The organism is Roseateles chitinivorans, assembly GCF_050632145.1.
Classification (GTDB): domain Bacteria; phylum Pseudomonadota; class Gammaproteobacteria; order Burkholderiales; family Burkholderiaceae_C; genus Roseateles; species Roseateles chitinivorans_B.
This window is the reverse complement of sequence record NZ_CP192577.1, coordinates 2,689,593-2,704,111: the sequence shown is the minus strand read 5'-3', so window position 1 is coordinate 2,704,111 and position 14,519 is coordinate 2,689,593. Positions and strand designations below refer to the sequence as shown.

The following is a 14,519-nucleotide window of genomic DNA, read 5'->3' as shown; positions in this document are numbered from 1 at the left end:
GCACGCTTGCGGCCTTCGCCGCCCGGCTCACTTCTGCGACAACGCGTTGCTCACCATCCTCGACGTGATGTCGACGATCTCGATCATGCGGTCGTAGGCCATCCGCGTCGGGCCGATCACCCCCAGCGTGCCGACCACCTCGCCGTCCACCTCGTACGGCGCGGACACGATGGAGAGCTCCTCCACCGGCACCACATGGCTCTCCCCGCCGATGTAGATCCGCACGCCTTCCGCGCGCTCCGACACATCCAGCAGCCGCATCAACTGCGTCTTCTGCTCGAACATGTCGAACATCCGCCGCAGGCTCCCCATGTCGTGGCTGAAATCCTGCACCGTCAGCAGGTTCCTCTCCCCCGAGAGGATCATCGGCTCGTGCTCCGTCACCCCCTGCTGCCCGACGTCCACCGCCGCGCTCATCAGCTTGGCAATCTCCCCGCGCAGCTGATCCACCTCAGACCTCAGCCGGTCCCGCACCACATCCAGGCTCAGCCCCGCGTAGTGCGCGTTCAGCCGGTTGCTCGCCTCCGTCAGGTCCGACTGGGTCAGGTCTTGCGCCGTGAACACCAGCCGGTTCTGCACATCCCCGCCCGGCGACACCATGATCACCAGCACCCGTCGATCCCCCAACCGGAGGAACTCGATGTGGTGGAACACCGCCGTCTTGCGCGGCGACGTCACCACCCCCACGAAACTCGACAGGCTGCTCAGCAGCTGCGCCGCGTTGGCAATCACCTTCTGCGGCTGGTCAGGCAACAACTGGCTCTCGAACGAGCCCGCCCCCTCCCGCAACCCGCCCGGCTTGGCCGTCAGCAAGGTGTCCACGAACAGCCGGTACCCCCGCGCCGTCGGAATCCGCCCCGCGCTGGTGTGCGGACTGGCGATCAACCCCAGCTCCTCCAGGTCCGCCATCACGTTGCGGATCGTCGCCGGACTCAGCTCCAGCCCCGACGCCTTCGACAGCGTGCGCGACCCCACCGGCGATCCATCCGCGATGTACCGCTCCACCAGAGCCTTCAGCAGTGTCTTCGCGCGATCGTCGAGCATGTTTTTCATTCTAAAGAACCCGGCGCCACACCCCCTGCGCACCCCCGGTCCCAGCACATCGCTGTGGTGTAATTCCCGCCATGTCCAAGCGCTTCCGCCACGTGGCCATCGTCGGAAAACCCCAGTCCCGGGGCATCCGGCCCATCCTGGAAGAGATTGCCGATTTTGTCGCCTCCCAGGGATTGGATGTTTCCCTTGAACAGGAAACCGCCGACAGCACCGGCATCACCGCCCTGCCCGGCCTCTCCCACGCCGAACTCGGCGCCCAGTGCGACCTGGCCATCGTCGTCGGCGGCGACGGCACCATGCTCGGCTTCGCCCGCCAGGTCGCCCGCTACAACCTCCCCCTCGTCGGCATCAACCAGGGACGCCTCGGCTTCATCACCGACATCTCCGCCGACCAGTTCAAGGACGCCCTGCTCCCCATCCTCGCCGGCGACTTCGAGATCGAACACCGCTCCCTGCTCGAAGGCGCCGTGATCCGCGACGGCGAGCAGATCTTCTCCGGCGTCGCCCTCAACGACGTCGTCGTCTCCCGCGGCGCCACCGCCGCCATGGTCGAGCTGCGCGTGGACGTCGGCGACGAGTTCGTCGCCAACATGCGCGCCGACGGCGTCATCGTCGGCACCCCCACCGGCTCCACCGCCTACGCGCTGTCCGCCGGCGGCCCCATCCTCCACCCCGGCATCGGCGGCTGGGTCCTGCTGCCCATCGCCTCCCACGCCCTCTCCAACCGCCCCATCGTGCTGCCCGACAACGGCGAGGTCCGCCTCACCATCGTCGCCGGCCGCGACGCGTCGGTGAACTTCGACATGCAATCCCTCGCCTCCCTGCTCCACGGCGACTGCATCACCGTGCGCCGCTCCCAGCACCGCGCCCCCTTCCTCCACCCCCGCGGCTGGTCCTACTACGCCACCCTGCGCCGCAAACTCCGCTGGAACGAAGGCAACACCTGATGCTGCGCCGCCTCGAACTCAAGGACTTCGTCATCGTCCCGGCGCTCGAGCTGGACTTCGCCGCCGGCTTCTCCGCCCTCACCGGTGAAACCGGCGCCGGCAAGTCCATCCTCATCGACGCCCTCCAGCTCGCCCTCGGCTCCCGCGGCGACGCCGCCGTCGTCCGCGAAGGCGCCTCACGCGCCGAAATCTCCGCCGAATTCGACCGCCCCGCCGTCCTCGCCCCCTGGCTCGAGGAAGCCGGCTTCGAAACCGGCGTGAACGGTTCTGAGGAGTCGCTCCTCCTGCGCCGCGTCATCGACGCCCAAGGCAAGAGCCGCGCTTGGATCAACGGCGGCACCGCCACCGTCGCCCAATTGCGCGAGCTGGCGGAACACCTGCTCGACATCCATGGCCAGCACGCCTGGCAAGGCCTGACCCGCCCGGTCAGCGTGCGCGCGCTGCTCGACGACTTCGCCCAGATCGACGGCAAGCCCATGGCCGCCGCCTTTTCCGACTGGCGCCAGGCCACCGAGGCGCTCGCCGCCGCGCAGTCCAAGCAGGCCGATCTCGCCCGGGAGCATGAGCGTCTGAGCTGGCAGATCGGCGAGCTCGGCCGCCTCGCGCCCGGCGCCGATGAGTGGGAAGAGCTGAACGCCGAGCACCAGCGTCTGTCGCACGCGCAGTCGCTGATGGACGCCGCCCGCGGCGCGCTCGAACGCATCGCCGAGGCGGAGATCAACGCCGAAGCGCTCACCGATGAAGCGCTTTCCGCGCTGCAGGACGTGCTCAGCTACGACGCCGGCCTGCAGGACACCGTCACCGCGCTGCTCGGCGCGCAGGCGCAGCTGCAGGACGCAGCGCACAGCCTGGGTTCCTACCTCAACGCCGCCGACCTCGACCCCGACCGGCTGCAGCAGCTCGACGAACGCGTGTCCGCCTGGGTCACGCTCGCCCGCCGCTACCGCCGCCAGCCGGCCGAGATGGCCGCGCTGCTGGTCGAATGGAAGGCCGAGCTCGCGCAGCTCGACGCCGCCACCGACCTCGACGCGCTGCAGGCCAAACAGGCCGCCGCGCTAAAGCGTTATCAGAAGGAAGCCAAGACCGTCAGCACCGCGCGAGCCAAGGCGGCGCCGACGCTGTCCGACGCCGTCTCGCAGGCGATGCAGCAGCTCGGCATGTCCGGCGGCCGCTTCGAGGTCGCGCTGCTGCCGCAGGACGAGCCGCAGAGCTTCGGTCTGGAATCCGCCGAGTTCCTCGTCGCCGGCCACGCGGGCTCCACGCCGCGGCCGCTGGCCAAGGTGGCGTCCGGCGGCGAGCTCTCGCGCATCGCGCTGGCCATCGCCGTCACGACCAGCCAGCAGAACAGCGGCGCCGGCACCTTGATCTTCGATGAGATCGACGCCGGCGTCGGCGGCGCCGTCGCGGAAACCGTCGGCCGGCTGATGAAGCAGCTCGGCCAGCGCGCGCAGGTCCTCGCCGTCACCCACCTGCCCCAGGTCGCCGCCTGCGCGGACCACCACTTCCTCGTCGCCAAGGCGCTCAAGGACGGCAAGACCAACTCCGACGTCCGCCCCATCGCCGGCGAGGCCCGCACCGCCGAGATCGCCCGCATGCTGGGCGGCGAGCGGCTGTCGTCGACCTCGCTCGCCCATGCGCAGGAAATGCTGGAGCTGTCCGCCAAGGGCGCCCCGGCCAAGCCCGCCCCCAACAGAAAGGTGAAGCCGTGAGCGCGCCCAACACCGCGCCCGTGCCCCCCGCCCAGGCCACGCCCACCGCCACCTCGCCGCGCGGCGAGGTCGTGCTCGTCACCGGCATGTCCGGCGGCGGCAAGTCGATCGCGATGCACGCGCTCGAGGACGCCGGCTTCTTCTGCGTCGACAACCTGCCGCCGGAGCTGCTGCCGCAGTTCCTCGACCTCGAACGCCAGCGCGGCTGGCGCCGCGTCGCGATCGCGGTGGACGTGCGCAGCGCCGGCTCGCTGCCGCAGCTGCTGCTGCACATCAAGGAGATGCGCCAGGAAGGCGTGTCGCTGCGCGCGATCTTCCTGGACGCGGACGACGACACGCTGCTGCGCCGCTTCTCGGAGACGCGCCGCCCGCATCCGCTGCGCGCCCGCTATGACGCGCGCGACGACGGCGACACCCACCGCGCGCTGCAGGAGGCGATCGCGCTCGAGCGCGAGCTGCTGACGCCGCTGCGCATGGAGTCCACCGTCATCGACAGCAGCCAGCTCCGCCCCGCGCAGCTGCGCCACTGGCTGCGCGACCTGGTGCATGTCAGCGGTTCCTCGCTGACGCTGGTGTTCGAGTCCTTCGCGTTCAAGCACGGCGTGCCCAGCGACGCGGACTTCGTCTTCGACGTCCGCGTGCTGCCCAATCCGTATTACGACCGCGAACTGCGCCCGCTCACCGGTCGCGATGAGCCGGTCGCGGCCTACCTGGAGGGCCAGCCCGAGGTGCGGCTGATGCTCAGCCAGATCGGCGCGTTCATCGCGCAGTGGCTGCCGAACTTCGCGCAGGACCAGCGCAGCTACCTGACCGTCGCCATCGGCTGCACCGGGGGCAGCACCGCTCGGTCTACCTCGTCGAGACGCTGGCCAAGCAGTTCGCCTTCCATGGCCAGGTGCTGAAGCGGCATCGGGAGCTGGACGCGCGCTGAGCGCGCTCAAACGGTCTCAGACGGGGTCTCAGGCGGCGCTTCCCGCGCCGCCTTCTTCCCGTGCCTGCTGCTCGATCTCCTGCACCTGGTTGAACAGCAGGATGCCCAGCACCACCGAGGTGAACGGCATCAGCACCACCATCAGGATCACCCACAGCGTGGCGTTGCGCTCCGCGCGCTTGGCCGCGATGGCCATGTAGACGAAATGCGCGCAGAGGCCCGCAGACAGGCCGATCGCCAGCATCGTCAGCTTGGCCGGATCACCGTCGTCGGACGCCTGGGTCTCGCTGATCAGGAACCACAGGCACACGCCGCTGGCCAGCAGCGCGATGAAGGCCGATTCCAGTGCGCTCTTGATGGCCGCGGCCCGGCCCGGCTTGACGTCGTTCGACATGGTGTCCCTGCATGCGGTTGAGACCTGCGCGGGCCACTCCCGGGCCCGTCTTCGCGATCGCGCGAGCATACCGGCAGCGCGGCCCGGCGCCCAGCGGCGGAAGCCCTTGGAATCCGCCCGCCTCAGCCCGCCTCAGCGTGTCCAGACCGTCCAGCGACGGCTAGTCCAGCAGCTTCTTCAACGGCGCCGGCAGCGCGTACTCCGCCAGCCGCTCGCGTGCGACCCACACGCCCTCGCCCGCCGGCCGCGTCTCGCGCGTCAGCAGCGCGCGCCGCGGGTGCAGCAGCCAGTCGAAATGCGTCAGCACGTGCTTCACGCGCGGCAGCGTCTCCGGCGCCGCGACGCCCAGCGCCGCGCTCTGGGCCGTCAGCGCGGCCTCGTCGTCAAACAATGGCAGCGTCCACAAGCCGCCCCAGACGCCCTCGGACGGCCGCTGCTGCAGCCAGATGCGGCCCTCGTGCTCCAGCCACAGCCACCAGTTCTCCCGCTGGCCGCGCTTGAGCTTCTTCGTCTTGACCGGATAACGCGTCGGATCCCCCTCCGCCAGCCCCGCGCACAGCGACGCCACCGGGCACAGCAGGCATTGCGGGCTGCGCGTCGCGCACAGGCTCGCGCCGAGGTCCATCATCCCCTGCGTGTAGGCCGGCATGTCGGTCGGCGAGGTCGGCAGCAAGGCCTCGGCGCGGCGCCACAGGCGCTTCTCCTGCGCGGAGGAGGCCAGGTCGCCGTCGAAGGCCAGCAGCCGGCCGAGCACCCGCTTGACGTTGCCGTCGAGGATCGCGACGCGTTCGTCGAAGCAGAACGACGAGATCGCCGACGCCGTCGAGCGCCCGATGCCGGGGAGCTCCGCCAGCACCTCCGCGCTGCGCGGGAACTCGCCGCCGTGGCGCTCCACCACCGCCTGCGCGCACTTGTGCAGGTTGCGCGCACGGCTGTAGTAGCCGAGTCCGGCCCACGCGGCCATCACCTCGTCGCTGGGCGCGGCGGCCAGCGCGGCCACGTCGGGGAAGCGCTCCAGGAAGCGCCGGTAGTAGCCCAGCACCGTCGTCACCTGCGTCTGCTGCAGCATGATCTCGGACAGCCACACGCGGTACGGATCGCGGGTGTTCTGCCACGGCAGGTCGTGCCGGCCGTCCCGGCGCTGCCAGGCCAGCAGCCGCGGGGCGAAATCGTCACGCACCGCGTCAACGCGGGCATCCAGTTCGTCGTCGGTCATCGTTTCTGGCAGCTCGGACAGAAGAAGGTCGACCGCTGCCCCTGCACGATGCGCCGGATCTTCGTGCCGCAGACGCGGCACGGCTCGCCCTCGCGTCCGTAGACGCGCGCCTGCATCTGGAAGCTGCCCGCCACGCCGTGCGCGTCCTTGAAGTCGCGCAGCGTGCTGCCGCCGGCTTCGAGCGCTTCGCCCAGCACCTGCCGCAATGCCCCCGCCAGCTTTTCCGCGCGCGGCCTGCTGAGCTTGCCGGCCGGCGCGCGCGGATCGACGCCCGCCATGAACAGCGCCTCGCACGCATAGATGTTGCCCGCGCCGACGACCACGTCGCCGGCCAGGATCGCCTGCTTCACCGCGACGCGCCGGCCGCGGAAGCCTTCATGCAGGTAGGGGCCGTGGAACTCGATGTCGAACGGCTCCCGGCCGATGCGGGACAGCAGCTTCGCGGCCGGTTCCACGTCCAGCCCGTCCGACCACACGACCGCGCCGAAGCGCCGCGGATCGGTCAGCCGCAGCACGCCGCGGTCGGTCACCAGTTCGAAATGATCATGCGGCCCCGCCGGCGGCTGCTGTTCGCGGAACGCCAGCGAGCCCGACATGCCCAGGTGCAGCAGCAGCCCGCCTTCGCCCTCGTCGGCATGGCCGGGTTGTTCGGCCGTCGCCCGCAGCGGCAGCCAGATGTACTTGCCCCGTCGCTGGGCGTCGCCGACACGCCGGCCGACCAGCCGTTCGGCCGCGACACCGAGCGGCCAGCGCAGCGGTTTCCCCAGCCGCACGTCCAGCACGCGCGCCCCGGCGATGGCCGGCGCAAAACTTCGTCGTGTAACTTCAACTTCCGGTAACTCGGGCATCCCGGGATCATAGGCGCGCCCTTCTTCCCGGGTCCCTAGAATGGTCCGTGGCCCACGGTTTGCCCCGCGAGCCTTCCCGTCCAGTTCAGGAGTCACGTCATGCCCGCCCTTGTGCGCCACCGCTGGTGGCTCTCTGCCGCCCTCGCCCTGAGCTGCGCCGCCCACGCCCAGATCACGCCCGCCGCCCCGGCCCCCCAGGGTGACGCGCCCGCCGCCGCCGATGCGCCCGCCTCCGCCGCCTCCGCGCCCGTGGTCAATTCCGACCTCGACGCGCCGATGTTCTATCAGCTGCTGATCGGCGAGATGGAACTCCAGGGCGGCGAACCCGGCGTCGCCTACCAGGTGATGCTCGACGCCGCCCGCCGCAGCGGCGACGAGGAACTCTTCCGCCGCGTCGTCCAGATCGCGCTGCAGTCGCGCGCCGGCGACCAGGCCGTCGTCGCCACCCGCGCCTGGCGCGAGGCGATCCCGAACTCGCTGGAGGCGCACCGCACGCAGATCCAGCTGCTCGCGCTGCTGAACCGCCCGGCCGAGATCCCGCCGGTGCTGCGCTCGCTGATGGCGCTGACGCCGGCCGACGGCCGCGGCGCGCTGATCGCCGCGCTGCCGGCGCTGTTCCAGCGCACTCCGGAACCGGTCCGCATCCAGGAGGCCTTCGAGCCGATGCTGCGCGAGACCGCCGCGAAGCCCGAGACCCGCTTCGCCTCGCTGCTGGTGCTGGCGGAATTCGCCAAGAAGGCCGAGCGCTACGAGACCGCGCTGATCCACGTCCGCGCCGCCGCCAAGGACTTCCCGGAACGCGAGGAGCCGCTGCTGCTGGCGCTGGAACTGCTGCCGCACCGTCCCGAGGCCGAGGCGCTGATCACCGCCGAGCTGCAGGCCAAGCCGGACAAGCAGTCGCTGCGCCTGGCCTACGCCCGCGCGCTGGCCCGCGCCCAGCGTCCCGGCGACGCGGCGCGCGAGTTCCGCACGCTGACGCAGCAGTCGCCCGACGAGGCCGGCCACTGGCTGGCGCTGGGCTCGCTGGAGCTGGACCTGCAGCACCCGGACGCCGCCGAGGACGCGCTGCAGCGCTACATGAAGCTGGTCGAGAAGCCGGCCGTCTCGCCGCTGGCCGAGCGCGCGATCGCCGCCGCCGGCCTGGACAAGGCCGAGCGTGAAGCGAAGCAGCAGGGTCAGTTGTTGCTGGCCCAGACCGCCGAGATGCGCGGCGACTTCAAGACCGCCGAGAAGCGCCTGGCCGCGATCGAGGCGGCGCCGGGCAACCTCGACATCGCCTACCGCCGCGCCTCGCTGCTGGCGCGTCAGGGCAAGCTCGAGGAAGGCCGCCAGCTGCTGCACCAGCTGCCCGCCGACCGCGAGCAGGACCGTCGCGCCCGCACGCTGGCCGAGTCGCAGCTGCTGCGCGACAACAAGCAGTGGCAGGCCGCCTATGACCTGCTCGGCACCGCGATCGCCCAGACGCCCGAGGACGCCGACCTGATCTACGAGCAGTCGATGATGGCCGAGAAGCTGGGCCGCGCGCAGGAGATGGAAGCGCTGCTGCAGAAGGTGATCCAGCTCAAGCCGCAGCACTATCACGCGTACAACGCGCTGGGCTATTCGCTGGCCGATCGCAACGAGCGGCTCCAGGAGGCGCGCGACCTGATCTCGAAGGCGCTGAGCTTCGCGCCGGGCGAACCGTTCATCGTCGACAGCATGGGCTGGGTGGAATTCAGACTCGGCCGGCTCGGCGAGGCCGAGCGGCTGCTGCGCCAGGCCTACGGCTCGCGTCCGGATGCGGAGATCGCCGCCCACCTGGGCGAGGTGCTCTGGGCCGCCGGCCAGCAGGACGAGGCACGCCGCGTCTTCGCCGACGCCGCCCGCCGCGATCCGCGCAACGAGGCGCTGCAGTCGGCAATGCAACGCCTGCAGGTCCGCCCCTGATGCGGCGGCGGCAGTTCAGCGCGGGCGCGATGGCGGCGCTCGGCGCTGCGACGCTCGGCATGGGCGCGCTCGCCGGCTGCAGTTCAGTGCCGAAGGCGAGCGAGGCGGACGCCGCCGCGCTCGCCGACGCGCCCCGGCTGACCGGCAAGTTCGGACTGATCGTTCCGGCCGGTGCCGGCGGCCAGCCGCGCGGCCAGAACGTCAACGCCAACTTCGAGCTGCTCGGCGATCCGCGCCGCGGTCAGCTGGAGATGAGCACCGCCATGGGCAGCCTGGTGGCGCGCGTGTCGTGGCAGCCCGGCTCGGCCTGGGTCAAGACACCCGACGGCGACCGCGCCTACGACAGCATCGACGCGCTGACGCAGGAGCTGCTCGGCGAGCCGCTGCCGCTGCAGGCGCTGTTCGACTGGCTGCGCGGACGCCCGTGGCCGCAGGCGCCGTCGCGGACCGCCGGCGAGTCGGGCTTCCAGCAGCTCGGCTGGCAGGTCGACCTGCGGCGCTTCGACGTTCAGTTGATCTCCGCCCAGCGGATCAATCCGAACGGTCCGGAACCGCTGGCAACCCTGCGCCTGAAACTGGACGCACCGGCGTCGCCCTGAATTTCCCTGCATGACCTCCTCCCCCTCCGCGGCGCCGCTGAAGGCGCTCTACGACGTGCCGGCACCGGCCAAGCTCAACCTCTTCCTGCACGTGGTGGGCAAGCGGCCGGACGGTTATCACCTGCTGCAATCGCTGTTCGTGCTGATCGACTGGGCGGACACGCTGCACTTCGAGCGTCGCGACGACGGCGCGCTGCACCGCCACGACCGCGGCGACGCGCTGCCCGAGGACGACCTGTGCCTGCGCGCCGCGCGCGCGCTGCGCCAGGCCAGCGGCTGCGCCTTCGGCGCGGACATCCACATCGAGAAGCGTCTGCCTTCGGGCGCGGGCATGGGCGGGGGCTCGTCGGACGCGGCCAGCACGCTGCTGGCGCTGAACCGGCTGTGGGGCTTGAACTGGTCGCGCGAGCGGCTGCTGCCGATCGCGCTGAAGCTGGGTGCGGACGTGCCCTTCTTCGTCGGCGGGCGCAATGCCTTCGTCGAAGGCATCGGCGAGGTGCTGACCCCGATCGAGGTGCCGGAACTGCGGCTCGCGGTCGTCAAACCGGCGGCGAGCATCGGCACCAAGGAAATTTTTTCCAGCCCGCTGTTGCAAAGGTCAGAAAACGTGGCTATAGTAGCGGGCTTTCCTGCAGCGAACGACGGACGCAGCAAAGGGATACTGGAAACAGATTCCCGGAGTAACGAAGTCAATAGCTGGGGTGGACGCGAAAGCAATATTGCCCGCGATCACCAAACGCTGGAAATACCCGTGCAGCAGTTGTACGAAGGATGGGGCAGAAATGATCTGCAACCTCCCGCGGAATCTGTGAGCCACGAAGTATCGAAGGCGCTTGAATGGTTGCAGGCCCGCTACGAAAATTCTCGTATGACGGGTTCAGGCAGTGCAGTTTTTGCTATAGTTCGACCCTCGCTGAATGCAATGCAGACAGCAGCGGAAAAGATAGATGCAGTTTCCGGCCTGGAGAGCAATCTCAAGGCGACACCGGAAGGTGAGTTCGAAAAACTCCCCGAAGGTTGGGTCGGAAGAATGTGTCGCAGTCTGTCGGTTCACCCTTTGCGGGGCTGGGCCGAAGATTGAAGGTTGTAGGGTGCTGTTCCACGAACAGTGTCCGGTGTAGGGGAGTCGCCAAGTTGGTCAAGGCATCGGATTTTGATTCCGACATGCGAGGGTTCGAGTCCTTCCTCCCCTGCCAAATTTTCAGTTTCAATCCGGGACCCGCTGGGTTGGCCACCGGGCCATAAGTCTAAGGATGGCCCGCTGTGCTGCTCAATACCGTCCTCTTCACGGGTAACGCAAACCCGACCCTCTCCAAAGAAATCGCCACGCATCTGGGCCTCGAGCTCGGCAAGGCCGTGGTCGGTCGTTTCTCCGACGGTGAGGTGGCTGTTGAGATCCAGCAGAACGTCCGCGCCCGCGACGTGTTCATCGTCCAGCCCACCTGCGCGCCGACGAACGAGAACCTGATGGAACTGCTGATCATGGTCGATGCGATGAAGCGCGCCAGCGCGCGCCGCATCACCGCCGTGATCCCCTACTTCGGTTATGCGCGCCAGGATCGCCGTCCGCGGTCGACGCGCGTGCCGATCTCGGCCAAGGTCGTGGCCAACCTGCTGGAGACCGTCGGCGTCGAGCGCGTCCTGACGATGGACCTGCACGCGGACCAGATCCAGGGCTTCTTCGACATCCCGGTCGACAACATCTACGCCTCGCCGGTGCTGCTGTCGGACCTGAAGGCCCGCAACTACAGCGACCTGGTGGTGGTCAGCCCCGACGTCGGCGGCGTGGTCCGCGCGCGTGCGCTGGCCAAGCAGCTGGGCTGCGACCTGGCGATCATCGACAAGCGCCGTCCGTCGGCCAACGTCTCCGAGGTGATGCACGTCATCGGCGAGATCGACGGTCGCAACTGCGTGATCATGGACGACATGATCGACACGGCCGGCACGCTGGTGAAGGCGGCGGAAGTGCTGAAGGAACGCGGCGCCAAGAGCGTCTTCGCCTACTGCACGCACCCCATCCTGTCGGGCCCGGCGATCGAGCGCATCGCCGGCTCCATGCTGGACGAGGTCGTCATCACCAACACGATCCCGCTGTCGGAAACGGCCAAGGCCTGCGGCAAGATCCGCCAGCTGTCGGTCGCCTTCCTGTTCGCCGAGACCATCCGCCGCATCTCGGACGGTGAGTCGGTGACCTCCCTCTTCAGCGAGCAGAACAACAACTTCTGATCGCACCCTGTATCGGCCGCTGTCCGCAAGGACAGCGGCCGTGTCGCGAAGGCACCTGGTCGCGGGGCCTTCACCCGGAGCGTCAATCCTGGCGCTCCGTCCATTCTTGGAGATTGATATGAAATTCGTCGCTTTTGAGCGCAAGCTGCAGGGGACCGGAGCGAGCCGCCGCCTGCGCCACGCTGGCAAGGTTCCTGGCATCGTTTACGGCGCGGGTGAACCGGCCGTCATCGAGCTGGATCACAACGCGCTGTTCCACGCCATGAAGAAGGAAGCTTTCCACAGCTCCATCCTCGACATGGAAGTGGAAGGCAAGACCACGCAAGTGCTGCTGCGCGACTTCCAGATGCACCCGTACAAGCAGCAAGTGCTGCACGTGGACTTCCAGCGCGTCGACGCCACGACCAAGATCACCAAGAAGGTGCCGCTGCACTTCGTCGGTGAAGCCGAGTCGCCGGCCGTCAAGACCGACAAGGGCACCGTGAACCACGTGCTGACCCAGCTGGAAATCACCTGCCTGGCGCAACAGCTGCCCGAGTTCATCGAAGTGGACCTGAGCAACCTGACGATGGGTCACTCGATCCACGTGAACGACCTGAAGCTGGCCGATCACATCAAGATCGTCACGCACGGCAAGCCGAACCCGGTGGTCGCCACCCCGGTCCCGGCCGCGGCGGAAGAAGTCATCGTCGTGGCAGCCGCCCCGGCCGACGACAAGAAGAAGAAGAAGAAGTAATTTCTTCGTCTCCGGACGCGCGCCTGACGAGGATCGCGTTCGCTGTCCGGAATGCCCCCTTAAGGGTGGCATCTCCCCCGAAGAAGGCCCCGCTCGCGGGGCCTTCTGCTTTTCCGCTCGACACTGATAATCGCGCCCCATGATTCGTCTCTTTGTCGGCCTGGGCAATCCCGGCCCTGAATACGAGGACACCCGTCACAACGCGGGTTTCTGGTGGATCGATGCGCTGGCGCGCGGTCTGAAGGCTTCGCCGCAGCTGGACACCAAGTACTCGGGCCTGGTGGCCCGCGTGAACGACGCGCCCGGCGCGCCGGGGCCCATCTGGCTGCTGCAGCCGATGACCTACATGAATCTCTCCGGCAAGTCGGTGGCGGCGCTGGCGCGCTTCTTCAAGATCGCGCCGGAGGAGATCCTCGCCATCCATGACGAACTGGAGATCGCCCCCGGCGAGTTCAAGCTCAAGCAGGGCGGCGGCAACGCCGGCCACAACGGGCTGAAGGACATGCAGGCCCAGTTGGGCAGCGGCAACTTCTGGCGCCTGCGGCTGGGCATCGGCCATCCGGGCCACCGCGACGAGGTCGCCGGCTACGTGCTGCGCAAGCCGCCGCTGGCGGAGCGCCAGGCGGTCGAGGACAGCATCGGCAAGTCGCTGGAGGCCTTCAAGCTGATGACCGGCGGCGACATGGCCAAGGCCGTGGCGCTGCTGCACGCCAAGCCGCCCCGGCCCAAGCCGCCGAGACCCGCGAACCTGCCGCCCAAGCCCGGCGCCGACGGCGCCGGGCCGACGCCTGGCGCCCCGCTTGCCGCCCCCGGCACCACGGCCACGACGGCCGCGGCCGCCCCGGCTGCAACACCCGCCCCCCACATTCCTGCTGCCCCACCCCTTCCTCCGGAGACTGACATGCCCGCGCGCGCCGCCCTGATCCTGACGACTGCTGTTCTGGTCCTCATGCTTGGCGCGGTGCACGCGCAGGATGCGCCCAAGCCGCCGCAGCAGCCCACCCCGCAGCAGTCCCCCCGCAGCAGGAACGGACCTTCGGTCTCTACCGCTGCGGTCCGGAAGGCCATGACCTGCGCGACAGCCCCTGCCCCGAGGGGTCAGGTCGTGCCGCCGAGCTGCCGAAGGACAAGGTCGATCCGAAGGAGGCCGAGGCTGCCCGACAGCGCACGGCCGCCGAGACGCGCGACCTGGCCGCGCGCGAGCGGGAACGCGAACGCCAGTCGGCGAAGACGCCGTCCAAGGCCGCCGGCATCGACGGCCGCCTGTCGGGACAGCGCGCGACCAAGCCGGTGAAACCCGCGGATCCGAAGAAGCCCAAGCCCAAGGATCCGAAGAAGCCGCCGAAGAAGAAACCCAAGGTGCCGAAGTCGCCGGACGGCGCGCTGCAGCCCAGGCCCACGACGGGCGCCGACGCCACGACGGCCACACCTCGCTAGAATGCGCGCCGTTGGTGCTCGCGCGGACATTGCGTCCGTGCAGTTAAACGGGAATCAGGAAGTGGTCGCATCCCCGATGCGCGAGCCAACCTGAGCTGTCCCCGCAACGGTAAGTGGCCGCCGGTCGCGCGCCCGGGATCCTGACGAGGGACCACCGGGCGACGGCCGGCACTGCCTGTCCCCATGTCCACTGGCGCGCCCGCGCTGGGAAGGACACAGGCAGCGGCCGCCAGCCCGGATACCGGCCAACAGGTGGCGTCTCCAGCCGATCGCGCGACGCGTCCTTCGTGAACTCTCACAAGGACGACTCGACGACGAGCCGGCGGCACCGTTTCTCAGAAGCCCTGCGGGTGAGCAGGCGTCTGAACTCCGTCGTTGGTCCGTTCCTCATGCTTCCGTTCGTTTCGCGCGCGCGCGCTGGTGCCCGCTCGCTGCTCGTCCTCACCCCGATGGCGCTCGCCCTGTCGACGCTCTGGGCGTTCTCCGCGTCCGCGCAG

12 protein-coding genes, 1 tRNA gene, 2 pseudogenes and 1 riboswitch are annotated in these 14,519 nt (G+C 69.3%); of the genes and pseudogenes, 11 read left to right on the top strand and 4 right to left on the bottom strand.

From position 1 onward, the window contains the following. Positions 1-27 precede the first annotated feature (27 nt). Positions 28-1,044: a heat-inducible transcriptional repressor HrcA gene (gene hrcA, locus ACQ86G_RS12450; RefSeq protein ID WP_431260837.1), complete on the bottom strand. Its 1,017-nt coding sequence runs from the start codon at positions 1,042-1,044 to the stop codon at positions 28-30. An 80-nt stretch (positions 1,045-1,124) separates the two neighbouring features. Between hrcA and ACQ86G_RS12445 the strand changes: the two genes are divergently transcribed. The 3 genes and pseudogenes from ACQ86G_RS12445 (at position 1,125) to rapZ (ending at position 4,640) form a co-directional block, all read left to right on the top strand. Then, entirely contained in the window at positions 1,125-2,000 is an 876-nt protein-coding gene (locus tag ACQ86G_RS12445; RefSeq protein ID WP_331612772.1) for an NAD kinase, read from the top strand. After that, positions 2,000-3,709, top strand: a complete 1,710-nt coding sequence (recN, locus tag ACQ86G_RS12440) for a DNA repair protein RecN (RefSeq protein WP_431260836.1) — start codon at positions 2,000-2,002, stop codon at positions 3,707-3,709. The genes ACQ86G_RS12445 and recN overlap by 1 nt, the downstream gene beginning before the upstream one ends. An 86-nt stretch (positions 3,710-3,795) precedes the next feature. Further along, positions 3,796-4,640, top strand: a pseudogene (rapZ, locus tag ACQ86G_RS12435) (RNase adapter RapZ). A gap of 28 nt (positions 4,641-4,668) precedes the next feature. On the opposite strand, the gene ACQ86G_RS12430 reads toward rapZ, so the two are convergent. From ACQ86G_RS12430 to mutM, 3 genes are all read right to left on the bottom strand, one after another. Beyond that, complete coding sequence (locus ACQ86G_RS12430; protein WP_431260835.1) at positions 4,669-5,034, bottom strand: hypothetical protein; 366 nt, start codon at positions 5,032-5,034, stop codon at positions 4,669-4,671. Between the two features lie 160 nt (positions 5,035-5,194). Further along, complete coding sequence (mutY, locus tag ACQ86G_RS12425) at positions 5,195-6,250, bottom strand: A/G-specific adenine glycosylase (protein ID WP_431260834.1); 1,056 nt, start codon at positions 6,248-6,250, stop codon at positions 5,195-5,197. After that, positions 6,247-7,098, bottom strand: a complete 852-nt coding sequence (gene mutM / locus ACQ86G_RS12420; protein ID WP_431260833.1) for a bifunctional DNA-formamidopyrimidine glycosylase/DNA-(apurinic or apyrimidinic site) lyase — start codon at positions 7,096-7,098, stop codon at positions 6,247-6,249. Before mutM ends, mutY begins: the two co-directional genes overlap by 4 nt. Positions 7,099-7,197: 99 nt before the next feature. Here mutM and ACQ86G_RS12415 point away from each other — a divergent pair, with 99 nt between their 5' ends. The 8 genes and pseudogenes from ACQ86G_RS12415 to ACQ86G_RS12380 all read left to right on the top strand — a co-directional run bounded on the left by ACQ86G_RS12415 (position 7,198) and on the right by ACQ86G_RS12380 (position 14,022). Further along, positions 7,198-9,024: a tetratricopeptide repeat protein gene (locus tag ACQ86G_RS12415; protein ID WP_431260832.1), complete on the top strand. Its 1,827-nt coding sequence runs from the start codon at positions 7,198-7,200 to the stop codon at positions 9,022-9,024. Further along, positions 9,024-9,623, top strand: coding sequence for an outer membrane lipoprotein LolB (locus ACQ86G_RS12410; RefSeq protein ID WP_431260831.1), 600 nt, complete (start codon positions 9,024-9,026; stop codon positions 9,621-9,623). The genes ACQ86G_RS12415 and ACQ86G_RS12410 overlap by 1 nt, the downstream gene beginning before the upstream one ends. Before the next feature lie 10 nt (positions 9,624-9,633). After that, a complete protein-coding gene (ispE, locus tag ACQ86G_RS12405) occupies positions 9,634-10,704 on the top strand; it encodes a 4-(cytidine 5'-diphospho)-2-C-methyl-D-erythritol kinase (RefSeq protein ID WP_431260830.1) in 1,071 nt (356 codons plus the stop codon). A 38-nt stretch (positions 10,705-10,742) separates the two neighbouring features. Further along, positions 10,743-10,819 (top strand) — tRNA-Gln (locus ACQ86G_RS12400). A 67-nt stretch (positions 10,820-10,886) separates the two neighbouring features. Next, on the top strand, positions 10,887-11,849 hold the full coding sequence (locus ACQ86G_RS12395; protein ID WP_431260829.1) for a ribose-phosphate pyrophosphokinase: 963 nt from the start codon (positions 10,887-10,889) through the stop codon (positions 11,847-11,849). 118 nt (positions 11,850-11,967) lie between these two features. After that, positions 11,968-12,585: a 50S ribosomal protein L25/general stress protein Ctc gene (locus ACQ86G_RS12390; protein ID WP_431260828.1), complete on the top strand. Its 618-nt coding sequence runs from the start codon at positions 11,968-11,970 to the stop codon at positions 12,583-12,585. 139 nt (positions 12,586-12,724) lie between these two features. Next, positions 12,725-13,351: pseudogene (gene pth / locus ACQ86G_RS12385) on the top strand (aminoacyl-tRNA hydrolase); the annotation flags it as partial. Positions 13,352-13,875: 524 nt separating this feature from the next. After that, positions 13,876-14,022, top strand: coding sequence for a hypothetical protein (locus ACQ86G_RS12380; protein WP_431260827.1), 147 nt, complete (start codon positions 13,876-13,878; stop codon positions 14,020-14,022). Further along, positions 14,018-14,286: riboswitch (cobalamin riboswitch) on the top strand. (Overlaps the previous gene by 5 nt.) The last annotated feature ends 233 nt before the right edge of the window (positions 14,287-14,519 follow it).

Excerpts from the sequence above, each read along its gene's own strand:
- ACQ86G_RS12410 (WP_431260831.1), top strand. The coding sequence starts at position 9,024 with ATGCGGCGGCGGCAGTTCAGCGCGGGCGCGATGGCGGCGCTCGGCGCT.
- hrcA (WP_431260837.1), bottom strand. The coding sequence starts at position 1,044 with ATGCTCGACGATCGCGCGAAGACACTGCTGAAGGCTCTGGTGGAGCGG.
- ACQ86G_RS12430 (WP_431260835.1), bottom strand. The coding sequence starts at position 5,034 with ATGTCGAACGACGTCAAGCCGGGCCGGGCCGCGGCCATCAAGAGCGCA.
- ACQ86G_RS12445 (WP_331612772.1), top strand. The coding sequence starts at position 1,125 with ATGTCCAAGCGCTTCCGCCACGTGGCCATCGTCGGAAAACCCCAGTCC.
- mutY (WP_431260834.1), bottom strand. The coding sequence starts at position 6,250 with ATGACCGACGACGAACTGGATGCCCGCGTTGACGCGGTGCGTGACGAT.
- recN (WP_431260836.1), top strand. The coding sequence starts at position 2,000 with ATGCTGCGCCGCCTCGAACTCAAGGACTTCGTCATCGTCCCGGCGCTC.
- ACQ86G_RS12390 (WP_431260828.1), top strand. The coding sequence starts at position 11,968 with ATGAAATTCGTCGCTTTTGAGCGCAAGCTGCAGGGGACCGGAGCGAGC.
- ACQ86G_RS12415 (WP_431260832.1), top strand. The coding sequence starts at position 7,198 with ATGCCCGCCCTTGTGCGCCACCGCTGGTGGCTCTCTGCCGCCCTCGCC.
- ispE (WP_431260830.1), top strand. The coding sequence starts at position 9,634 with ATGACCTCCTCCCCCTCCGCGGCGCCGCTGAAGGCGCTCTACGACGTG.
- mutM (WP_431260833.1), bottom strand. The coding sequence starts at position 7,098 with ATGCCCGAGTTACCGGAAGTTGAAGTTACACGACGAAGTTTTGCGCCG.